Here is a 16,990-nt window from a genome sequence, read left to right as displayed (position 1 = left end):
CGTCCCATAGGTCGTTCCGTGACAAGGGGCGTGGTCAGCGGCGGGGGCGCAGGCCGTCGAACAGGACGTCGAGCGTACGACGGCGCAGTCCGTCGCTCCACTGGTCGCGTTCGGCCGCCAGGCACACCCCGCACAGCAGGGCCAGCAGTTCGGGCATCCGGAGGTCGGGCCGCACCGCGTCCGCCTCCTGCGCGGCCGTGAGCAGCCGCCCGATCGCCTGCCGCATGTCGCGGCTGACCTCGGCCGTCCCGGCCTTGGGGTCGACGCCGGCCCCGGCGAGCAGGTCGGCGGCGGTCTTCTTCTGGGCCGCGTGCACCACGATCCGCTCGAGGAACGTGAAGAAGGCCGTGCCCGGATCCGGCGACGGCCTGTCCGCCTCCGCCAGGAGCCGTCGCGTACGGTCGACGATCACCGCGTGGTAGAGCGCCTCCTGGGTGGGGAAGTGCCGGTAGATCGTGCCGAGCCCCACCCCTGCCTCCCCGGCGACCGCGCGCACCGACGCGGACGTCCCTTCGCGGGCCAGCACGGCCTCGGCCGCCTCCAGGATGCGCTCCCGGTTGCGCTGCGCGTCGGCACGCCGGGGCCTGACTTCGCCGGTCATCGTCCTCCTCGTCGCGTTGACAGCCGGAACACGCGTTCCGTATCGTCCCAGCCAACCGGAACAGATGTTCCTGATCCTACGGGAGGACACGTGATGGAGTACGCCACGCTCGGCCGTTCGGGACTGCGGGTCTCCACGGCGTGCCTCGGCACGATGAACTTCGGCGCCCCCGGGAGCTGCGACGAGACGGAGGCCGCCCGCATCGTGGACGCCTTCCTGGAGGCGGGCGGGAACGTCGTCGACACCGCCGACGCCTACAACGGAGGCGAGGCGGAGCGGATCGTCGGGCGGGCCGTGCGGGGCAGGCGGGACGCGGTGGTGCTCGCCACCAAGGCGTTCCTGCCACAGGGGCCCGGTCCCAACGATCGCGGGCTGTCCCGGGCCCACCTCACCAGGGCGCTGGAGGGCAGCCTGCGCCGGCTCGGGACCGACTACATCGACCTCTACCAGTGCCACCATTGGGACGACTCGACTCCGATCGAGGAGACCATGGCGACTCTGGACGGATTCGTACGGTCGGGCAAGGTGCGGTACGTCGGCTGCTCGAACTTCACCGCGGCCCAGATCGTGGAGGCCCAGTGGGCCGCGCAGCGGGTGGGCGGGACGCCGTTCGTCAGCCTCCAGCCGGAGTACTCGCTGGTGGCCAGGGGCATCGAGGCGGAGATCCTGCCCGTCTGCCGGCGGCACGGGCTCGGCACGCTCGTCTGGTCGCCCCTCGGCGGCGGCGTGCTCACCGGCCGCTACCGCAGGGGCGAGACCCCGGGGGCCGACACCCGGCTGGGCCGGCTCATGGCGTCGCCCATCCCCGGGGCCCGCACCTGGGCCGAGGGCTTTCTGAACGAGCCCAACCTCGCGATCGCCGGGCACGTCGCCGACGCCGCCGCGGAGCTCGGCGTCGCCCCGGCGGCCGTGGCGCTGGCCTGGGTGGGAAGCAGGCCGGAGGTGACCTCGGTCATCGTCGGCCCCCGCACGCTCGACCAGTTGCGCGGCAACCTCGCCGGGCTCGGCCTCACCCTGCCGCCCGATGTCGCCGCCCGTCTCGACGAGATCTCCGGTTGAGGGACGCGAACAGCGGTGATCGGGTGTACGACACCCGGCGCGGGGCAGCGGGACGTCCGCGGACATGCTGGCCGAGTGAACGGGACGCCTGAGATGCCGGAAGTATCACCGCAGTTAGGGGAGCATCCCGACGGCGTCGAGCTGCTGCGCCGTACGCCGGGGCTGAAGGTGCTGGACGACGATGACGACGATCCCGTCCTCGTGCGCGCCGACGGCGGCCCGGTGGACACTTGGCGCGAGCACTACCCGTACGACCACCGCATCTCCCGGCAGGACTACGACCGGCACAAGCGGCTGCTGCAGATCGAGCTGCTGAAGCTGCAGTACTGGCTGAAGGACACCGGCGGCCGCCTGGTCCTCCTGTTCGAAGGACGGGACGCGGCCGGCAAGGGCGGCACCATCAAGCGCTTCATGGAGCACCTCAACCCCCGCGGCGCGACCGTGGTGGCGCTGGAGAAGCCCAGCGAGCGCGAGCGCGGCCAGTGGTACTTCCAGCGGTACGTCGAACACCTTCCGGCCGCGGGGGAGATCGTGCTGTTCGACCGGTCCTGGTACAACCGCGCCGGAGTCGAGCGGGTCATGGGCTTCTGCACTCCGGAGGAGTACAGGGAGTTCATGTACCAGGCGCCGCTGTTCGAGCGGATGCTCGTGCGCGACGGCATCCGCCTGGTCAAGCTGTGGTTCTCGGTGTCGCGGGCCGAGCAGCGCACCCGATTCGTCATCCGTCAGGTGGACCCCGTGCGGCAGTGGAAGCTGTCGCCGATGGACATCGCCTCGCTGGACCTGTGGGACGAGTACACCCGGGCCAAGGAGGACATGTTCCTCAACACCGACACCGAGGACGCCCCCTGGACGATCATCAAGAGCAACGACAAGAAGCGCGGCAGGCTGGAGGCGATGCGCTACGTCCTGTCCCTGTACGACTACGACGACAAGGACGCCTCGGTCGTGGGCGAGCCCGACCCCCTGATCGTCCGGTCCGCCGCCGACATCGTGGACGAGGACAACGCCGAGCCGTTGTCGCCGTTCTGAGCCCTCAGCCGACCTTCCGGCGTCTTCTTCTCGTTCGTCACGCCCGCTCGGCGGTGCGGAACAGGTCGCGTACGGCGGAGCCGAAGTAGGGGCCGTACATCGTGCGGTGGTCGTTGCTGTACTTGAAGCTGCTGACGGACGTCAGCGTGCCCCGGCCGGAGGCCGGGTCGAAGCCGCTGAGCCAGGGCCCGCCGCTGGCCCCCGCTGTGAGGTCGCAGCGCAGGCCCTGGTCGCGGGTCTGTCCCTGCGGGTCGCCGTGGGGGACGCCCGCGCAGTACAGCAGCCGCTCGCCGTCGTAGGGAGGGTCCGCGGGGAACCCGAAACCGTAGGTCCGGCGGCTCCGGGGCAGGTCGAAGGCGATGGGCTGTCCGCCCACCAGGTCGGTCAGGTGCTGCCCGTCCAGGTCGTCCACGGCGACCATGCCCACGTCGTAGTCGTCGTTCCCGGATCGCGACCAGGGCCCGGCGACGAACATCCGCCGTGCGGGGAAGGCACCGTACGGCTGCCGCCCTTCGTCGTATCCGGGGACGAAGGTCCAGTTCTCCGCCCAGTCCCCGGCGCCGTCCTTGACGCAGTGCCCCGCGGTGGCGACCAGATCCCTGTTCGCGCTGCGCACGGCGCTGGCGGAGCAGGAGAAGTCCACCCCGTTCAGCGTGAGGAAGACCCTGCCGGTGGTCCTCGTCACCGAACCTCCCGCCGCCCAGCGCGTGCCGCTCGTCGTCGCCGGGGGCATCGCCGCCGCCTGCCGTGTCCTGGCCGTCCTGCTTGCGCGGGTCGTCCTGGTCGTTGCGCTGGACCGGCTTGCCGCCTGGCCGGGGGCGAGGATCGCTCCGGCGGCCGGAGGCAGGGCGGCCCTGGCGACGGACGGCAGCACCGACCCCGGGGGAGCGGCCGGCGGCAGCGCCGATGGGGCGCCGGGCCGGGCGGCCGTGATCCTTCGCAGGCCTCCCAGCAGCCCGATCGGGACCGCCCGCGCCATCCGCTGCGGCGTCCAGTAGGTCCCGGAGGCGTGCCCGGCCACGTGCTCCACGACGTCTCCCACCGGGGAGACCTCCCGGTCGGGGGCTCCCAGGAGTCCGGTGACGAGGGCGGTGACGGCAAGCAAGGGGAGGCTCGGAGTCATGGCTCCCGAGTGTGGACCACCGCGAGTGCTCTTGTGGTTACTTTCGGTGAATCAGGTGAGGGCCGCGTTCTGGGCCGTGTTGTAGACCGCCTCGGCCTCCGGGCCGAAGTAGGGGCCGAACATCCAGTAGGACGCGAAGTTGTACTTGAAGCTGTTCACCGAGTTGAGCAGGCCGCCGCCGGTGCTCTCGCTGAAGTTGAGGAACCACGGGCCGCCGCTGGCGCCGCCGGTCATGCCGCAGCTCAGCCCCTGGTCCTGCGAGCTGAGGTAGTCGTCGAACGTCCGTCCGCTGCAGTAGACCAGCCTCGACCCGTCGTACGGCCCGCCCGCGGGGTAGCCGAAGGCGTACGTCTGGCGCCCGCGCGGCTGGTTGAACGCGACGCCCTGGCCGCCGACGACGTCGGTGAGGCTCTTGCCGCCCTGCGGCGCGACGACGGCGGCGGCGACGTCGTAGTTCATGTTCTCACCGGAGTTCCACTGCGCGGTGGTGAGCAGGGTGGTCGCCGGCCAGGTGCCGTCGGGCCTGTTGCCCTGGTCGTAGCCCGGGACGAAGACCCAGTTGGCGTGGAAGGCGCCGTTCAGCTTCACGCAGTGGCCCGCGGTGATGACCACGCTCTTGTTGGCGCTGGTGACCGCGGTGCCCGAGCAGGAGGCGTTCCGCCCGGCGTCCGATCCGGCCGTGACCGTGAAGAACACCCTCCCCGTGGTCTTCGCCACCGTCCCGCCCGCCGTCCAGGACGAGCCGGAGGTCCGCGAGGAGACACGAGCCGCGGTCAGGGTCGCGGCGGTCAGGGTGGGGGCGACGGTCGCGGGCCGCGCCACGGAGGCGTCGGCGGGCGCTGAGCGGGCCGAACCGGTCGTGGAGCCGGCCGCCGCGAATCGCCGGTCGCCGGCGCCGGGGGCGTCCAGCGGCTCCGCGGCCTCCATCCGCGCGACGGTCCAGAACTTCCTGACCGTGCGCTGCTCCGTCGCCGTGTCGGCCGCCTCGTGCACGGCGGGCCGGGGGCCGGCGGCGGCCGACCGCGTGACGGTTCCCGTCACGGTCGCCGCGGCGCCGTGTGCGGCGGGGAGCATCACCCCCGCCGCGGCGAGCGTGGGGACCGCGAGAACGGTGAGACGTCGTGCCCTGGGGTGCATGCCTAGCTACCTCCGTGTCGGGATGCCTGAGGCGTGTCGGGATGTCCTGACGCGGGAAAGTAGCGACGCCTTCAACCGGATTTCTCGTAATCTGCCGATACGGTTATGGGCAGATTCGGGCATATATGTGCTTGTTTCTCCCCTGCATCTTTATGCGCAGCGAGATGCAGCACCGTCCGCTTCAGCTCCGGCCGTTCCGCGTACGGGCGCGTGCCGTTGCGGGCCCGCGGGCCGTCTCGGAGACAATGAGGGGATGAGCTCCCAATCCCTGCCGCAGCCCCGATCTGTCGTCGTGCTGGGTTCGACCGGCTCCATCGGCACCCAGGCTCTCGACGTCGTCGCCAACGCCGCCGGACGGTTCCGCGTGACCGCGCTCGCCGCGGGCGGCGGCCGGGTCGACCTGCTGGCGAGGCAGGCGGCCGACTTCGGGGCCGAAGCGGTGGCGGTCGCCGACCCGGCGGCCCTGCCGGCGCTGCGCGAGGCGCTGTCGGCGGCGGGCGCGCGGGCGAGGGTGCTGGCGGGCCCGGAGGGGGTGGCGGAGGTCGCGGCGTCGCCCTGCGACATCGTGCTCAACGGCATCACCGGGGCCCTGGGGCTGACCTCCACGCTCGCCGCGCTGGAGGCGGGCCGGGTGCTCGCGCTGGCCAACAAGGAGTCGCTGATCGTGGGCGGCCCGCTGGTCAAGCGCCTGGCCCGGCCGGGGCAGATGATCCCCGTGGACTCCGAGCACTCCGCGCTCGCCCAGTGTCTGTGGGCGGCCGGGCCGGGCGGGGCCGACCCGGCGGCCGTACGGCGGCTGGTGGTGACGGCGAGCGGCGGCCCGTTCCGGGGCAGGAAGCGGGCCGAGCTGACGGACGTGACCCCGGAGATGGCGCTGAACCACCCGACCTGGAGCATGGGCCCGGTCATCACGGTGAACTCGGCGACGCTCGTCAACAAGGGCCTGGAGGTGATCGAGGCCCATCTGCTGTTCGACATCGGGTTCGACCGGATCGAGGTGGTGGTCCACCCGCAGTCGATCATCCACTCGATGGTGGAGTTCGCCGACGGCTCGACGATCGCCCAGGCGAGCCCGCCCGACATGCGGCTGCCGATCTCGCTCGCGCTGGCCTACCCCGACCGGGTGCCCGGAGCGGCCCGGGCGGTCGACTGGACCACCGCCCACACCTGGACCTTCGAGCCGCTCGACGACGAGGCGTTCCCGTCGGTCGCGCTGGCCCGTCACGTGGGCGCCCTGGGCGGCACGGCGCCTGCGGTCTACAACGCGGCGAACGAGGTGTGCGTGGAGGCGTTCCTGAAGGGCGCCCTGCCGTTCCTCGGCATCGTGGACACGGTGGAACGCGTGGTGGCCGCCCACGCCCCCGGCCCGGCGGCGTCCGTGGAGGAGGTCCTCGCGGCGGACGCGTGGGCGAGGGCGCGGGCGGCCGAACTGACGAGCTGAGCCCGTGGCGCGACCCGGGTCAGGCGGGCCGCGCCACAGGTCGGCGAGGTCAGGCCGGCGGGGTCAGGCCGCCGAGCAGGTGAGCGTCGGGGTGCTGCCGCTCGATCCGTTGGCCAGGAAGCCGAACGTGGTCGAGGCGCCGGCGCCCAGGCTGCCGTTGTAGCTCACGTTCTTCACGCTGACGTCGCTGCCGGACTGGCTGAGCGTGCCGTTCCAGACCTGCGTGATCGTGACGCCGCTCGGCTGGGTCCATGTGGCGGTCCAGCCGCCGATGGACGAGGAGCCGGCCTTCACCGTCACCTCACCCTGGAAGCCGCCGCCCCACGAGCTGACGACCTTGTAGGTGGCCGAGCAGCCGCCGGGGCCCGCGGTCGGGCTCGCCGAAGGGCTGACCCTCGGGCTCGGCGAGGTGTTGGGGGAGGTTCCGGGGGACGGGGAGACGGGCGGAGTGGGGCTCGGGCTGGTGCTCGGGCCCGTGCCGACGCCGGTCACCTCGCCGTTGCCGCCGTCGAAGACGACGTCGGAGCAGCTGTAGAACGTCTCGTTGCTGTCCGAGCGCTGCCACACGGTGTAGATGATGTGGCGGCCGCTCTTACCCGACGGCAGGTGGGCGTTCCAGTAGTAGTGGCCGTCCTCGGTGCCCACCGAGCCGACGCTCGGCGGGTTGGTGACGCTGTCGAACGGCGTCGACTCCAGGTCGCTCCAGGCCAGCGGCCGGGTGGGGCTCCAGGAGTCCTTGGTGATGTACGACCGGAACGTGCCGGGGTGCGCGGCCCACTTGTTGTACTTGAACTCGATGGTCGCCCCGGACGTCAGGTGGGTGACCGGCCAGTCGTCGCGGGCGAGGTCGAAACCGCTGAAGTCGTAGACGATCGCGCCGCCGCTGCACAGCTGCCCGTCCGGGATGAAGCCGGACATCCGGCCCGCGCCGTCCGAGCGGAGGACGGCGAACCAGTTGTACAGCGCGTTGGTCCCGCCCTTGGCGACCGCGGCCGCGCAGGCGGGGTTCTTCGGCTGGATGGCTCCGCTCGAGGTCGTGCCGTCCTTCCAGCACAGGTAGGTACGGCTGCCGGGCACCATCGGGGCGCCGTGCGCGGACGCCGGGGAGGCGAGCACGACGGCGGAGACGAGGGCGGACAGCGCGGCGACGATCAGGCCGATCGTCGCTTTCGACAGTTTTCTTCGTGGTCTACCCACGGGCTACCCTTTCGCGTGGTCATGGCTGCCGCACTCGTGGTGCAGCACGGCACCGCCGACGGCGCGAGCACGTCGGCCCGGGGGGACAGCCGTTGACTTGCCAACCAGGTGGTGCGTAGAGCGCTCTCGCGATTCGGACTCTAGGTCGGCCTCCGCCGCCTGCCCACCCGTGCCAGGGCCACCGTGCCCGTCCTCGCAGGTGGCGGCTCTTCCTTCGGCCACGGGTCATGAAACCTTCATTCCTCGTGAAAAGGTTTCGGGCCGTCCGGCGTCGCGGCACTCCTTAGACTGGGAGGGCCCCCCATCGGGCGTCGCCTATTACAACAAGGTGCAGAAATGTCTGTTGATCTCGGGATTCCCGCCGTACGGACCCAGCCGATCGCCAACCGGCGGGTGTCACGCCAGATCATGGTCGGCTCGGTCCCCGTCGGCGGGGACGCGCCGGTCTCGGTGCAGTCCATGACCACCACGCTGACCGCCGACGTCAACTCCACCCTGCAGCAGATCGCCGAGCTCACCGCCGCCGGCTGCCAGATCGTCCGCGTCGCGGTCCCCTCCCAGGACGACGCCGACGCGCTGCCGGCCATCGCGAGGAAGTCCAAGATCCCGGTCATCGCCGACATCCATTTCCAGCCCAAATACGTCTTCGCGGCGATCGAGGCGGGGTGCGCGGCCGTCCGGGTGAACCCCGGGAACATCAAGAAGTTCGACGACAAGGTCGGCGAGATCGCCCGCGCCGCCTCCGACGCCGGCGTGCCGATCAGGATCGGCGTCAACGCCGGCTCGCTCGACCCGCGCCTGCTGCAGAAGTACGGCAAGGCCACCCCGGAGGCCCTGGTCGAGTCGGCGCTGTGGGAGTGCTCCCTGTTCGAGGAGCACGGTTTCCGCGACATCAAGATCTCGGTCAAGCACAACGACCCGGTCGTCATGATCCAGGCCTACCGCCTGCTCGCCGAGCGCTGCGACTATCCGCTGCACCTCGGCGTGACCGAGGCGGGGCCGGCCTTCCAGGGCACGATCAAGTCCGCGGTGGCGTTCGGCGCGCTGCTGGCCGAGGGGATCGGCGACACGATCCGGGTGTCGCTGTCGGCGCCTCCGGTCGAGGAGGTCAAGGTCGGCACGCAGATCCTCGAGTCGCTGGGCCTGCGCGAGCGCGGCCTGGAGATCGTCTCCTGCCCGTCCTGCGGCCGTGCCCAGGTGGACGTGTACACCCTCGCCGAGCAGGTGCAGGCCGGGCTGACCGGGCTCAAGGTGCCGCTGCGCGTGGCCGTGATGGGCTGCGTGGTCAACGGCCCCGGCGAGGCCAGGGAGGCCGACCTCGGCGTCGCCTCCGGCAACGGCAAGGGCCAGATCTTCGTGAAGGGCGAGGTCATCAAGACCGTCCCCGAGTCGCAGATCGTCGAGACCCTCATCGAGGAGGCTCTGCGCCTCGCCGAGGAGATGGGCGTCGACGTGGACTTCGACGAGGACGAGGCCGCCGGTCCGGAGGTCGTCGTCCGCTGACCCCGGCATTACAGTTCGCAATGCTCTGACTACACAATGGCAATGATCGGGTAGTACGGACCGTACATGGCCGATCACATCGCGAAGCTGTCCTCTGCTGTTCGGAAGCAGAGGAGCAATGCCGGTGAAGCGGGTCGTTGGTGTGATCGCGGGCGTGGCGACGCTGGTCGCCGGGCTGGTCGGTCCGGAAGGGGTGGCCGCCGGGTCGGACCGGTCGGGGCACTGGGGGCCGCCGCAGCGTCCGCTCGAATGGAAGCAGTGCCCGCCGGAGACCAAGTCGGCCTCCGGCGGCCTGCTCGGCCTCGGCTCTGCCCGGCCGATCCGGCCGATCCGGCCGGCTCGCCGGAGCGCCCGGCGGGAGCCGGTGCAGGAGTGCGCCGAGCTGCGCGTCCCGCTCGACTACCGCGAGCCGTACGGCCAGCAGATCACGCTGGCGCTCAACCGGATCAAGGGCACCGCCTCACGTGACGGCAACCATCTCGGTGCGCTGCTGGTGAACCCCGGCGGACCGGGCGGCGAGGGGCTCAGCCTGGCCAGGTACGTCGCGGCACGGCTGCCCAAGGACGTCGCGGCACGGTTCGACATCATCGGTTTCGCCCCGCGTGGGGTGGCGCCCAGCCAGCCCGCCATCTCCTGCGTGGACCCGGCCCGCTTCTACGCGCCGCCCCGGCCGGACAACGTGCCGAGGAACGACGCCGAGGAGCAGGTGCTGGCCGGCCGGGCCAGGCAGTACGCCGAGGGCTGCGGCAACCGCTGGGCCTGGTTCCTGCCCTACCTGACCACGGAGAACTCCGCGCGGGACATGGACGCCGTGCGCGCGGCGCTCGGCGAAGAGAAGATCAGCTACCTCGGCTACTCCTACGGCACCTACCTGGGGGCGGTCTACGCCACCCTGTTCCCGCAGCGGGTGCGCCGCCTCGTGCTCGACAGCGTGGTGGACCCCGACGGCGTCTGGTACGAGGCCAACATCGCCCAGGACCACAGCTTCGACCGGCGGCACCGCGACTTCCTCGCCTGGGTGGCCGAACACGACGACGTCTACAAGCTGGGCGCGACGCAGGCGGCGGTGTCCTTCGCGTGGTACTCCATGCGCTCCCGCCTGCACGACAGGCCCGCGGGCGGGGTCGTGGGCCCGAGCGAACTGGACGACGTCTATTCCAACGGCGCCTACAGCGACCGGCTCTGGCCCTACCTGGGCGCCGCCTTCTCGTCCTACGTCCGCAACGGCGACCCCTCGGTCCTGGTGAAACTGTTCCACCTGGAGGCCGAGATCGACGCGGAGGAGGAGAACTCCTACGCGGTCTACCTGGGTGTGGAGTGCCGCGACGCGGCCTGGCCCCGATCCTGGGACCGCTGGCGGGCCGACACGCGCCGGGCGCACACCGAGGCGCCGTTCATGGCCTGGCCCAACGCCGTCTACAACGCGCCGTGTGCCTTCTGGCCCGAGAAGGGCGGCACACCGGTCAAGGTGGGCACGTCGCACCTGCCGCCGGTCCTGCTGATCCAGGCCGAGCGCGACGCCGCCACGCCGTACGAGGGGGCGCTGCGCATGCGCCGCCTGTTCCCGACCGCGCGCCTGCTCACCTCGGGCGGCGGCAACCACGGCGTGTCGCTCGCCGGGAACGCCTGCGTGGACCGGCAACTGGCGGCCTACCTGCGCGATGCGGCGCTGTTGCCGCAGCGCAGAGGCAAGCGGGGTGCCGACGCGACCTGTCCGGGAGAGCCGGAGCCGCGCGCCGCGCTGATGAAGGTCGCGGCGGGTGCGCCGGGAACGGCGTCCCACGCCTCCGCCGTACGGTGAGCCCGGCCGGGCCGATACCTCCCAAACGCGAACCGTTCGCGTAGGCTGGGCCCGTGATGCTGCGAACATCGGCGTCGCGCGTGCTCGACGACAGCGATCGTGACGAGGTGCTGGCGCTCCTCGACACCGATCCGGTCGCCAATGTGTTCGTAGCGGCCCGGGTCAGGGCCGTCGGCCTCAGCCCTTCACGGCTCGGCGGTCAGATGTGGGGTTACGGCCCGCGCGGAGGGCTGGTGTCCCTGTGCTACGCGGGCGCCAACCTGGTGCCCGTGAACGCCACCCGCGAGGCCGTGCACGCCTTCGCCGACCGGGCGCGCAAGCAGGGTCGTCGCTGCTCGTCCATCGTCGGCCCGGCCGACGCCGTGGAACAGCTCTGGGAGCGGCTGGAGCCGCACTGGGGCGGCGCCCGGGCGATCCGGTGGGCGCAGCCGGTCATGGCCACCAGTTCCGCGCCCGCCGTCGAGCCGGACCCGCTCGTACGGAGAGTCCGTCCCGAGGAGTTCGGCATCCTGCTGCCCGCCTGCGTGGCGATGTTCACCGAAGAGGTGGGCGTCTCCCCGGACAACGGCGACGGCGGAGCTCTCTACCGGTCCAGGGTCGCCGAGCTCATCCGCATCGGGCGGTCCTACGCGCGTATCGACAACGGCCAGGTGGTCTTCAAGGCCGAGATCGGCGCGGTGACGCCGCAGGCGTGCCAGATCCAGGGCGTGTGGGTCCACCCCGAGCTGCGCGGGCGCGGCCACGCCGCGGCCGGCATGGCCGCCGTGGTCGAGCAGGCGCTGAAGTACTTCGCCCCGGTCGTCACCCTCTACGTGAACGACTTCAACCTCCCGGCCAGGGCCGTCTACCGCAAGGTGGGCTTCCAGGAGGTCGACACGTTCATGTCCGTGCTGTTCTGACCGGCGCTGTTCTGACCGGCGCTGTTCTGAGCATGTCGTTCAAGCGCGTGCTGTTCTAGCCGGGTGCTGTTCTAGGCGCTGAGGCCGGCCTGCGCCGGTCGCACCAGCCGGGTCAGCAGGTGGTCCAGCTCGGCCGCCGGGTCGCGGGTCAGCCCGGCGTGCACCGGCCCGGTCTGCACGATCGTGCTGCGCGGCGCGGTGAGCCAGCGGAACCGTGCGCCCAGCGGCTCCCCGCACAGGGGGCCCGCCTCCTCGCCACACGCCCGCTCGTAGGCGGCCAGGGCCAGCCGTACGCCGGGCAGGTCCACCGGCGCGCCCAGCGCCAGCAGCCGGGCCTCGTCCAGCTCCACCCTCGCGCACAGGTAGCCGCGCGGCTGGCAGTAGAGGATGACCCCCGCGTTGACCAGTTCGCCCCGCTCCACGCTGGGCACCACGCGGATCACCGCGTACTCGTAGACGTCCAGGTCGCTCATCGGCCGCCCTCTCGCGCCGCACGCCAGAAACCGCCGATCGTCGCGTTCCGCTCGCCGTGGCGGGGCGCGGGAGCGGCGGTGCCGATGGCGGGGCCGGGCAGCCAGTCGCGGGGCCCGGCGACCCGGGCGAGCAGGTGCTCGGTGTAGGCCCGCCGCACGGCCTGCGCGTCCGCGAAGCCGGGCTCGTCCTCCAGCCACTCGTCCGGCACCAGCGCGGTCACCTCGTCGAGCAGCGGGCGGGTGACGAGCCCGGCCAGGTCCGCGTCGGCCTGCTCCAGCTTCGTCGCGAACGGCGCGAGCACGTGGTCGCGGCCGTCGAACCGGCGGCGGGGGTCGGCCGTCGGCCAGTTGTGGTGGAACCACAGGGCAGCGCCGTGGTCGATCAGCCACACGCCACCGTGCCAGACGAGCAGGTTGGGGTTGCGCCAGCTCCGGTCGACGTTGTGGACGAACGCGTCGAACCACAGCACCCGGGAGGCGAACTCCGCGTCGGGCTCCCAGGCGAGCGGGTCGAAACCGAGCGCTCCGGGCAGGAAGTCGATCGCGAGGTTGTGCCCGGCGCTCGCCGTGAGCAGGTCCTGGATCTCCTCGTCGGGCTCGCGGACGCCGAGCTGCGGATCGAGGTCGATGACCTTGAGCTCCGGCGTGGCGAAGCCGAGCCGCCTGGCGAGTTCGGCGCAGACGATCTCGGCGACGAGCACCCGCCGGCCCTGCCCGGCACCGCGGAACTTCACGACGTACGTGCCGAGGTCGTCGGCTTCGACGACTCCGGGCAGCGACCCGCCCTCGCGCAGGGGCGCGACGTACCGGGTCGCCGTGATCTGTTCGAGCACGAGAGGAAGGCTACCGGCAGGACCGGCGGGCGCTCCCCTCCACGCGCCCGCCGGCCGCCCGGCCGACCCAGTTCGGCCGACTCAGTTGGCCTTGCTCGGCAGCCACCACATCCGGCCCTCGGCGACGTCGTGGTAGACGTCGAGCAGATCCATGCCGGTGATCTTGCTGCGTGACTCGGCGGCGGCCCAGGCGTACACGCCGCGTGCGATCGAGCCGCGCTCCTGCTGGACCCGCAGCGCGTACACGAGAGCCCTTATCTCGTGCACCCTCCGGTTCTCCGGCTCGGCCTGCGCGGCGAGCTCGGCGAGCTGGCAGGCCAGGCGCAGGTCGCCGTCGGCCGCCGCGGCGACGGCCCGGCCCGCGACCGACGCCGCGCCCGCCGACAGCTCGGCGACCGCGCGAGCGAACACGGCGTCCGGTGCGGGTTTGAGGTTGGCGGGGTTGCCGTCGTGCCAGCCGCCGTGCAGCCGCCAGATGTTGCGCACGATGAACTCGGGCTCGTCGTGGCGCTCGCGCAGGTAGGGCCGCCCGGCGAGCGCGGGCGGCGGCTTGACCGAGTGCAGGATCTCGTCCAGGCGGGCGCCGGCGTTCATCAGGTCGAGCGTCTGCTCCACCAGGCTGTCGAGATAGTCGGCCGTGTCGGTGAGCGCCCGGCGGACCCGTTCGGGCCCGCGGATCGGCAGCCCCCGCCCGGGCAGCAGCAGGTCGGCGTCGAGTGCGGCCATGGCCCGCAGCGCCACCGCCCAGTCGTCCGGATAGCGCTGAATCCGCTGTGGGTCGCCTGCCCCGGGGACCGTCCAGGCGAACAGGTCTCCGGTCAGCAGCACGCCCCGCTCGGGCAGGAACGCCCAGGTGGCGTCGTCGGTGTCGCCGCGGGAGTGGGAGAGCTGGAAGGTGACGTCTCCCAGTGACAGGGACAGCCGGTCGCGGTAGGTCAGATCGGGGAGCCGCTGCGGCGGTGGCCAGACCATCCGGGGAAAGCCCTGCTCACGCAGGTCTACAACCGCGTTGTAACCGGCCGTCCTGCCCCGCTGGGCGAGCCTGTGGGCCAGCCCCTCCTGCGCCACCACCAGCGGGCGGGGGCCCGGCTCGGCGTCGAACTCCTCCATCCCGGCCAGCCGGTCGGCCCGGCTGCGGGAGAAGATCGCGTATTTGAGCGGTTCGGCCGACCACTTCCTGATCGCGCGGTACGACTGCTCGGCCTCACGGGCGTCGCCCGTGTCGAAGAGACCCAGCCCGTCCTCGCCGCGGACGACGTACACGTTGCCGCACGCCGGCCACATCGCCACGCCGTAGGCGATCTCCTGCACTCCGTCGCGGCGCAGCTCCGCGTAGGGCACGTCCTCGGGGCGCACCGAACCACGCCAGACCTCGTCGGCGTACGAAAGGATCGGTGATTCCATGGTCAAGAGCCTGATCCTCCGGGCGGACCGTGCACAGTAGGGAGATCCCTAATGTCCGCGCTGACCCCGTGCCTTGCCCTCACACCCGTGCCTCGCCCCTCGCTGCCGTGGGCGCCTCACCTTCGCGCCCGCGCCTTGCCCCTCGCGCCCGCGCCTCGCACCCGCGCGGAGGCAGTGCCGTCTGGGCAGTGCCGTTCGGGCAGTGCCGCGCGGGTCACGAGCAGAATCGGCGACACCGCTGTCCTGATGAGCGGTGCCAAGGACAAGTGGCGTCTAAAGCGGCGGCGTCTCGCGATCGTGCTTGAAGGAAGCTCCTCCGGCTTGGTCGTCGACCTGCTCTCTGGTCGCGTGGATGCCTTCGCCGTCCGCCTCACCGCTGGTCGTGCCATGACGTCCGCCGCTGGGATTTGCCAGAGGGCCGTATGGAGCCATGATCGTGTTCGGTGCTCCGGCAGGGTCGGCGGGCAGGCGTCCGGGCGGAGCGGCGGGCCAGTTGCGGGGCCGGGGTTCGGGGGCAGGTTGGATGATCTTCGGCAGCGGGCTGGGGTAGACGTGTCCGAGCGGGCTGGTCCAGACGATCAGATGGGGTCCCGCCCAGGTGACCCGCCAGCCGCCCAAGTGCCTGGCGCGGTGATCGTGGCGGCAGGCCAGGTGCAGGTTGTCGGCAGTGGTGGCGCCGTCGTCGGCCCAGGCATGGATGTGGTCCTGGTCGGTCCGACTGGCAGGCATGCGGCAGCCCGGCCAGGAGCAGACCCGGCCCCGAATCTGGACGTATCGGCGTAAGGCCGCACCGGCATGCCGCCGACCGGCGGACTCGGCGGACTCGGCGGACCCGGTCGCGTCGGGTGGATGAGCGCCGGGGCGGCCGGCTTCCGGCTGCCTGGGCTCGGCGAGCTGGGCATGGCGGGCCAGGTCGGCGATCAGGGGGGCCCAGACACCGGTGGCGGCGGCTGCGGCGGCCAGTTCGCGAAGCTGGGTGACGGTGACTTGGAGCTCGACGATGCCGCCGCGTCGCGCATCGCGTGCGGGCCGTTGCGCGGGCGGGCAGGGGCGCCGGCCCGTGATGCCCGTCACTAGCAGATGCCCGTTGTCGGCACAGACGGCGAAGCGCCATTGCCCGGGGAGCATGGAGGCGACGATCCGGCGGGCCTGAACGGCGTGGACCATGCCCCAGCCGGGCAGCTGGGCCGGGTGCTCGTCGAGGCCGAGCAGGGTGGTGAGCTTCACGCGTATCTCCGGCACCGACCACGCCCGCATCGACGAGGCCCACGCTGACATTGCCTGTGCCGACCTTGCCTGTGTTGACGATGCCTGCGCAGCGGGGGCGCTCTCGTCGTGGTCAGTGGTCTCGTCGTCGCTTGTGTCGTCGGCCTTGGCGACAGGGGCGCCGACGTGGTCGTCGGCGTGGCTCTCGGCGCGATCCTGTGTGGGATCTCCATCGCGCGCCTCGCCGTGGATTCCGGCGCCGGTCGAGCCGCCGGTCTCACAGGTGGCTTCAGGGCGTGTCCGACTGCGGGTCCCAGAGCACCGCGCGCCGCGGGGCTCGTCAGGGGTCTCGGCGTCGGCCCCGTCGGCGGCCGCGTCATCGGACTCGGTGGCGGACTCGGTGGCGGCCGCGTCATCGGGCTCGGTGGCCTGGTCTGTGGGGCGGATGTCAGGGGAGCCGGCTGAGGCGTCGGAGGGGGCGGCATCCACGAAAGGGTGGGTGCGGACGTGAAAGACGATCTCGGTGTCGGACAGGCCCTCGAAGCTGCCGTCCAGGCTGCCCAGGAAGAGGTCGGCACGGATGTGGTCGACGGGACGGTGGTCTCCCGCGCGTTTGCAGGCGCGGGCCAGCTCGTCGATGCGCTCGCAGCCGGCCACCGCCCGATCAAGAGGCAGATCCAGACCCGAAACCGTCGCGGTGCCGTCGTCGTTGCGCATGCCGACCATGCGGCGCCTGCGCACCGCCTCCCTGTAGCGCTTCTCCGCCCAATCGGGGTCGATGGCCAGCACGAGACGCTGGATGTGCTCGATCAGCTCTCCCACCGTCCAGGCCGGGGCGCGGCTGATCAGGCGCTCGCAGACCCAGCCGGCCTGGGTGTCGGTCAAACCGCTCGTCCAGCGGATGAAGGCCGACGCCCGTGGCTCGTCCAGCTCTCCCGCCAGCATGGCCTCGCCGAGAGCAGGAAGGCGGCGGTGCAGGTTCCACGCCAGATCGAACGCCGAGTCCGCCCGGCGGCGGGACCATACCAGCGCCGCCCGGGCCTCATCGGGAGCGAACTCGTCGGGCACTTCCAGGCGGACCACGCTGTCGCCGGTGAACTGCTCGCGCAGCCCGACCTCCAGCAGCGTGTGCAGGAACCGCGCCCGGTCGTGGCAGGACTGGCGGTAGGCGGCCTTGAGCACCTCGACGGTGTCGAACCCCGACACTCGCTCCACATCGATGTCGGCCAGCATCTGGGCGAGTTCGGCCCCGGGCGGCATCGCCGCCAGCCCTTGAGGAAT

At 71.9% G+C, this 16,990-nt stretch carries 14 protein-coding genes; 6 read left to right on the top strand and 8 right to left on the bottom strand.

From position 1 onward, the window contains the following. Positions 1–34: 34 nt before the first annotated feature. Entirely contained in the window at positions 35–601 is a 567-nt protein-coding gene (locus HHX35_RS04595) for a TetR/AcrR family transcriptional regulator (RefSeq protein ID WP_182897693.1), read from the bottom strand. Between the two features lie 93 nt (positions 602–694). Between HHX35_RS04595 and HHX35_RS04590 the strand changes: the two genes are divergently transcribed. After that, on the top strand, positions 695–1,660 hold the full coding sequence (locus tag HHX35_RS04590) for an aldo/keto reductase (protein WP_182897692.1): 966 nt from the start codon (positions 695–697) through the stop codon (positions 1,658–1,660). 93 nt (positions 1,661–1,753) lie between these two features. Continuing rightward, positions 1,754–2,692 (top strand): polyphosphate kinase 2, encoded by a 939-nt coding sequence (ppk2, locus tag HHX35_RS04585; protein WP_182897691.1) that lies wholly within the window; start codon positions 1,754–1,756, stop codon positions 2,690–2,692. A 37-nt stretch (positions 2,693–2,729) separates the two neighbouring features. Here ppk2 and HHX35_RS04580 read toward each other — a convergent pair whose 3' ends face one another. Further along, the gene (locus tag HHX35_RS04580; RefSeq protein WP_182897690.1) at positions 2,730–3,815 is read right to left on the bottom strand and encodes a serine protease; all 1,086 of its coding nucleotides are present in this window, start codon (positions 3,813–3,815) and stop codon (positions 2,730–2,732) included. 51 nt (positions 3,816–3,866) lie between these two features. Further along, positions 3,867–4,952, bottom strand: coding sequence for a serine protease (locus tag HHX35_RS04575; RefSeq protein ID WP_182897689.1), 1,086 nt, complete (start codon positions 4,950–4,952; stop codon positions 3,867–3,869). A 253-nt stretch (positions 4,953–5,205) separates the two neighbouring features. Here HHX35_RS04575 and dxr point away from each other — a divergent pair, with 253 nt between their 5' ends. Beyond that, a complete protein-coding gene (dxr, locus tag HHX35_RS04570) occupies positions 5,206–6,393 on the top strand; it encodes a 1-deoxy-D-xylulose-5-phosphate reductoisomerase (protein ID WP_182897688.1) in 1,188 nt (395 codons plus the stop codon). Between the two features lie 63 nt (positions 6,394–6,456). Here the strand turns inward: dxr and HHX35_RS04565 are convergent, their stop codons facing one another. Further along, a complete protein-coding gene (locus HHX35_RS04565) occupies positions 6,457–7,590 on the bottom strand; it encodes a lytic polysaccharide monooxygenase (protein ID WP_310738890.1) in 1,134 nt (377 codons plus the stop codon). 336 nt (positions 7,591–7,926) lie between these two features. Here HHX35_RS04565 and ispG point away from each other — a divergent pair, with 336 nt between their 5' ends. The 3 genes from ispG to HHX35_RS04550 all read left to right on the top strand — a co-directional run bounded on the left by ispG (position 7,927) and on the right by HHX35_RS04550 (position 11,793). Then, positions 7,927–9,093: a flavodoxin-dependent (E)-4-hydroxy-3-methylbut-2-enyl-diphosphate synthase gene (gene ispG, locus HHX35_RS04560; RefSeq protein ID WP_182897687.1), complete on the top strand. Its 1,167-nt coding sequence runs from the start codon at positions 7,927–7,929 to the stop codon at positions 9,091–9,093. A gap of 124 nt (positions 9,094–9,217) precedes the next feature. Next, positions 9,218–10,894, top strand: coding sequence for an alpha/beta hydrolase (locus HHX35_RS04555; protein ID WP_182897686.1), 1,677 nt, complete (start codon positions 9,218–9,220; stop codon positions 10,892–10,894). Between the two features lie 56 nt (positions 10,895–10,950). After that, positions 10,951–11,793: a GNAT family N-acetyltransferase gene (locus HHX35_RS04550; RefSeq protein ID WP_182897803.1), complete on the top strand. Its 843-nt coding sequence runs from the start codon at positions 10,951–10,953 to the stop codon at positions 11,791–11,793. A gap of 71 nt (positions 11,794–11,864) precedes the next feature. On the opposite strand, the gene HHX35_RS04545 is transcribed toward HHX35_RS04550, so the two are convergent. The 4 genes from HHX35_RS04545 to HHX35_RS04530 form a co-directional block, all read right to left on the bottom strand. Next, a complete protein-coding gene (locus HHX35_RS04545) occupies positions 11,865–12,266 on the bottom strand; it encodes a DUF3037 domain-containing protein (RefSeq protein WP_182897685.1) in 402 nt (133 codons plus the stop codon). Beyond that, on the bottom strand, positions 12,263–13,099 hold the full coding sequence (locus tag HHX35_RS04540; RefSeq protein ID WP_182897684.1) for a HipA family kinase: 837 nt from the start codon (positions 13,097–13,099) through the stop codon (positions 12,263–12,265). The genes HHX35_RS04545 and HHX35_RS04540 overlap by 4 nt, the downstream gene beginning before the upstream one ends. Before the next feature lie 81 nt (positions 13,100–13,180). After that, positions 13,181–14,503 (bottom strand): alkyl sulfatase dimerization domain-containing protein, encoded by a 1,323-nt coding sequence (locus HHX35_RS04535; RefSeq protein WP_182897683.1) that lies wholly within the window; start codon positions 14,501–14,503, stop codon positions 13,181–13,183. A gap of 273 nt (positions 14,504–14,776) precedes the next feature. After that, a complete protein-coding gene (locus HHX35_RS04530; RefSeq protein WP_182897682.1) occupies positions 14,777–16,942 on the bottom strand; it encodes an HNH endonuclease signature motif containing protein in 2,166 nt (721 codons plus the stop codon). Positions 16,943–16,990 lie beyond the last annotated feature (48 nt).

The sequence above is a fragment of the Microbispora sp. H10830 genome (assembly GCF_014161375.1).
GTDB classification, from domain to species: Bacteria; Actinomycetota; Actinomycetes; order Streptosporangiales; family Streptosporangiaceae; genus Microbispora; species Microbispora catharanthi.
The sequence above is the reverse complement of the archived record's forward strand: the minus strand, read 5'-3'. Positions and strand labels throughout refer to the sequence as shown.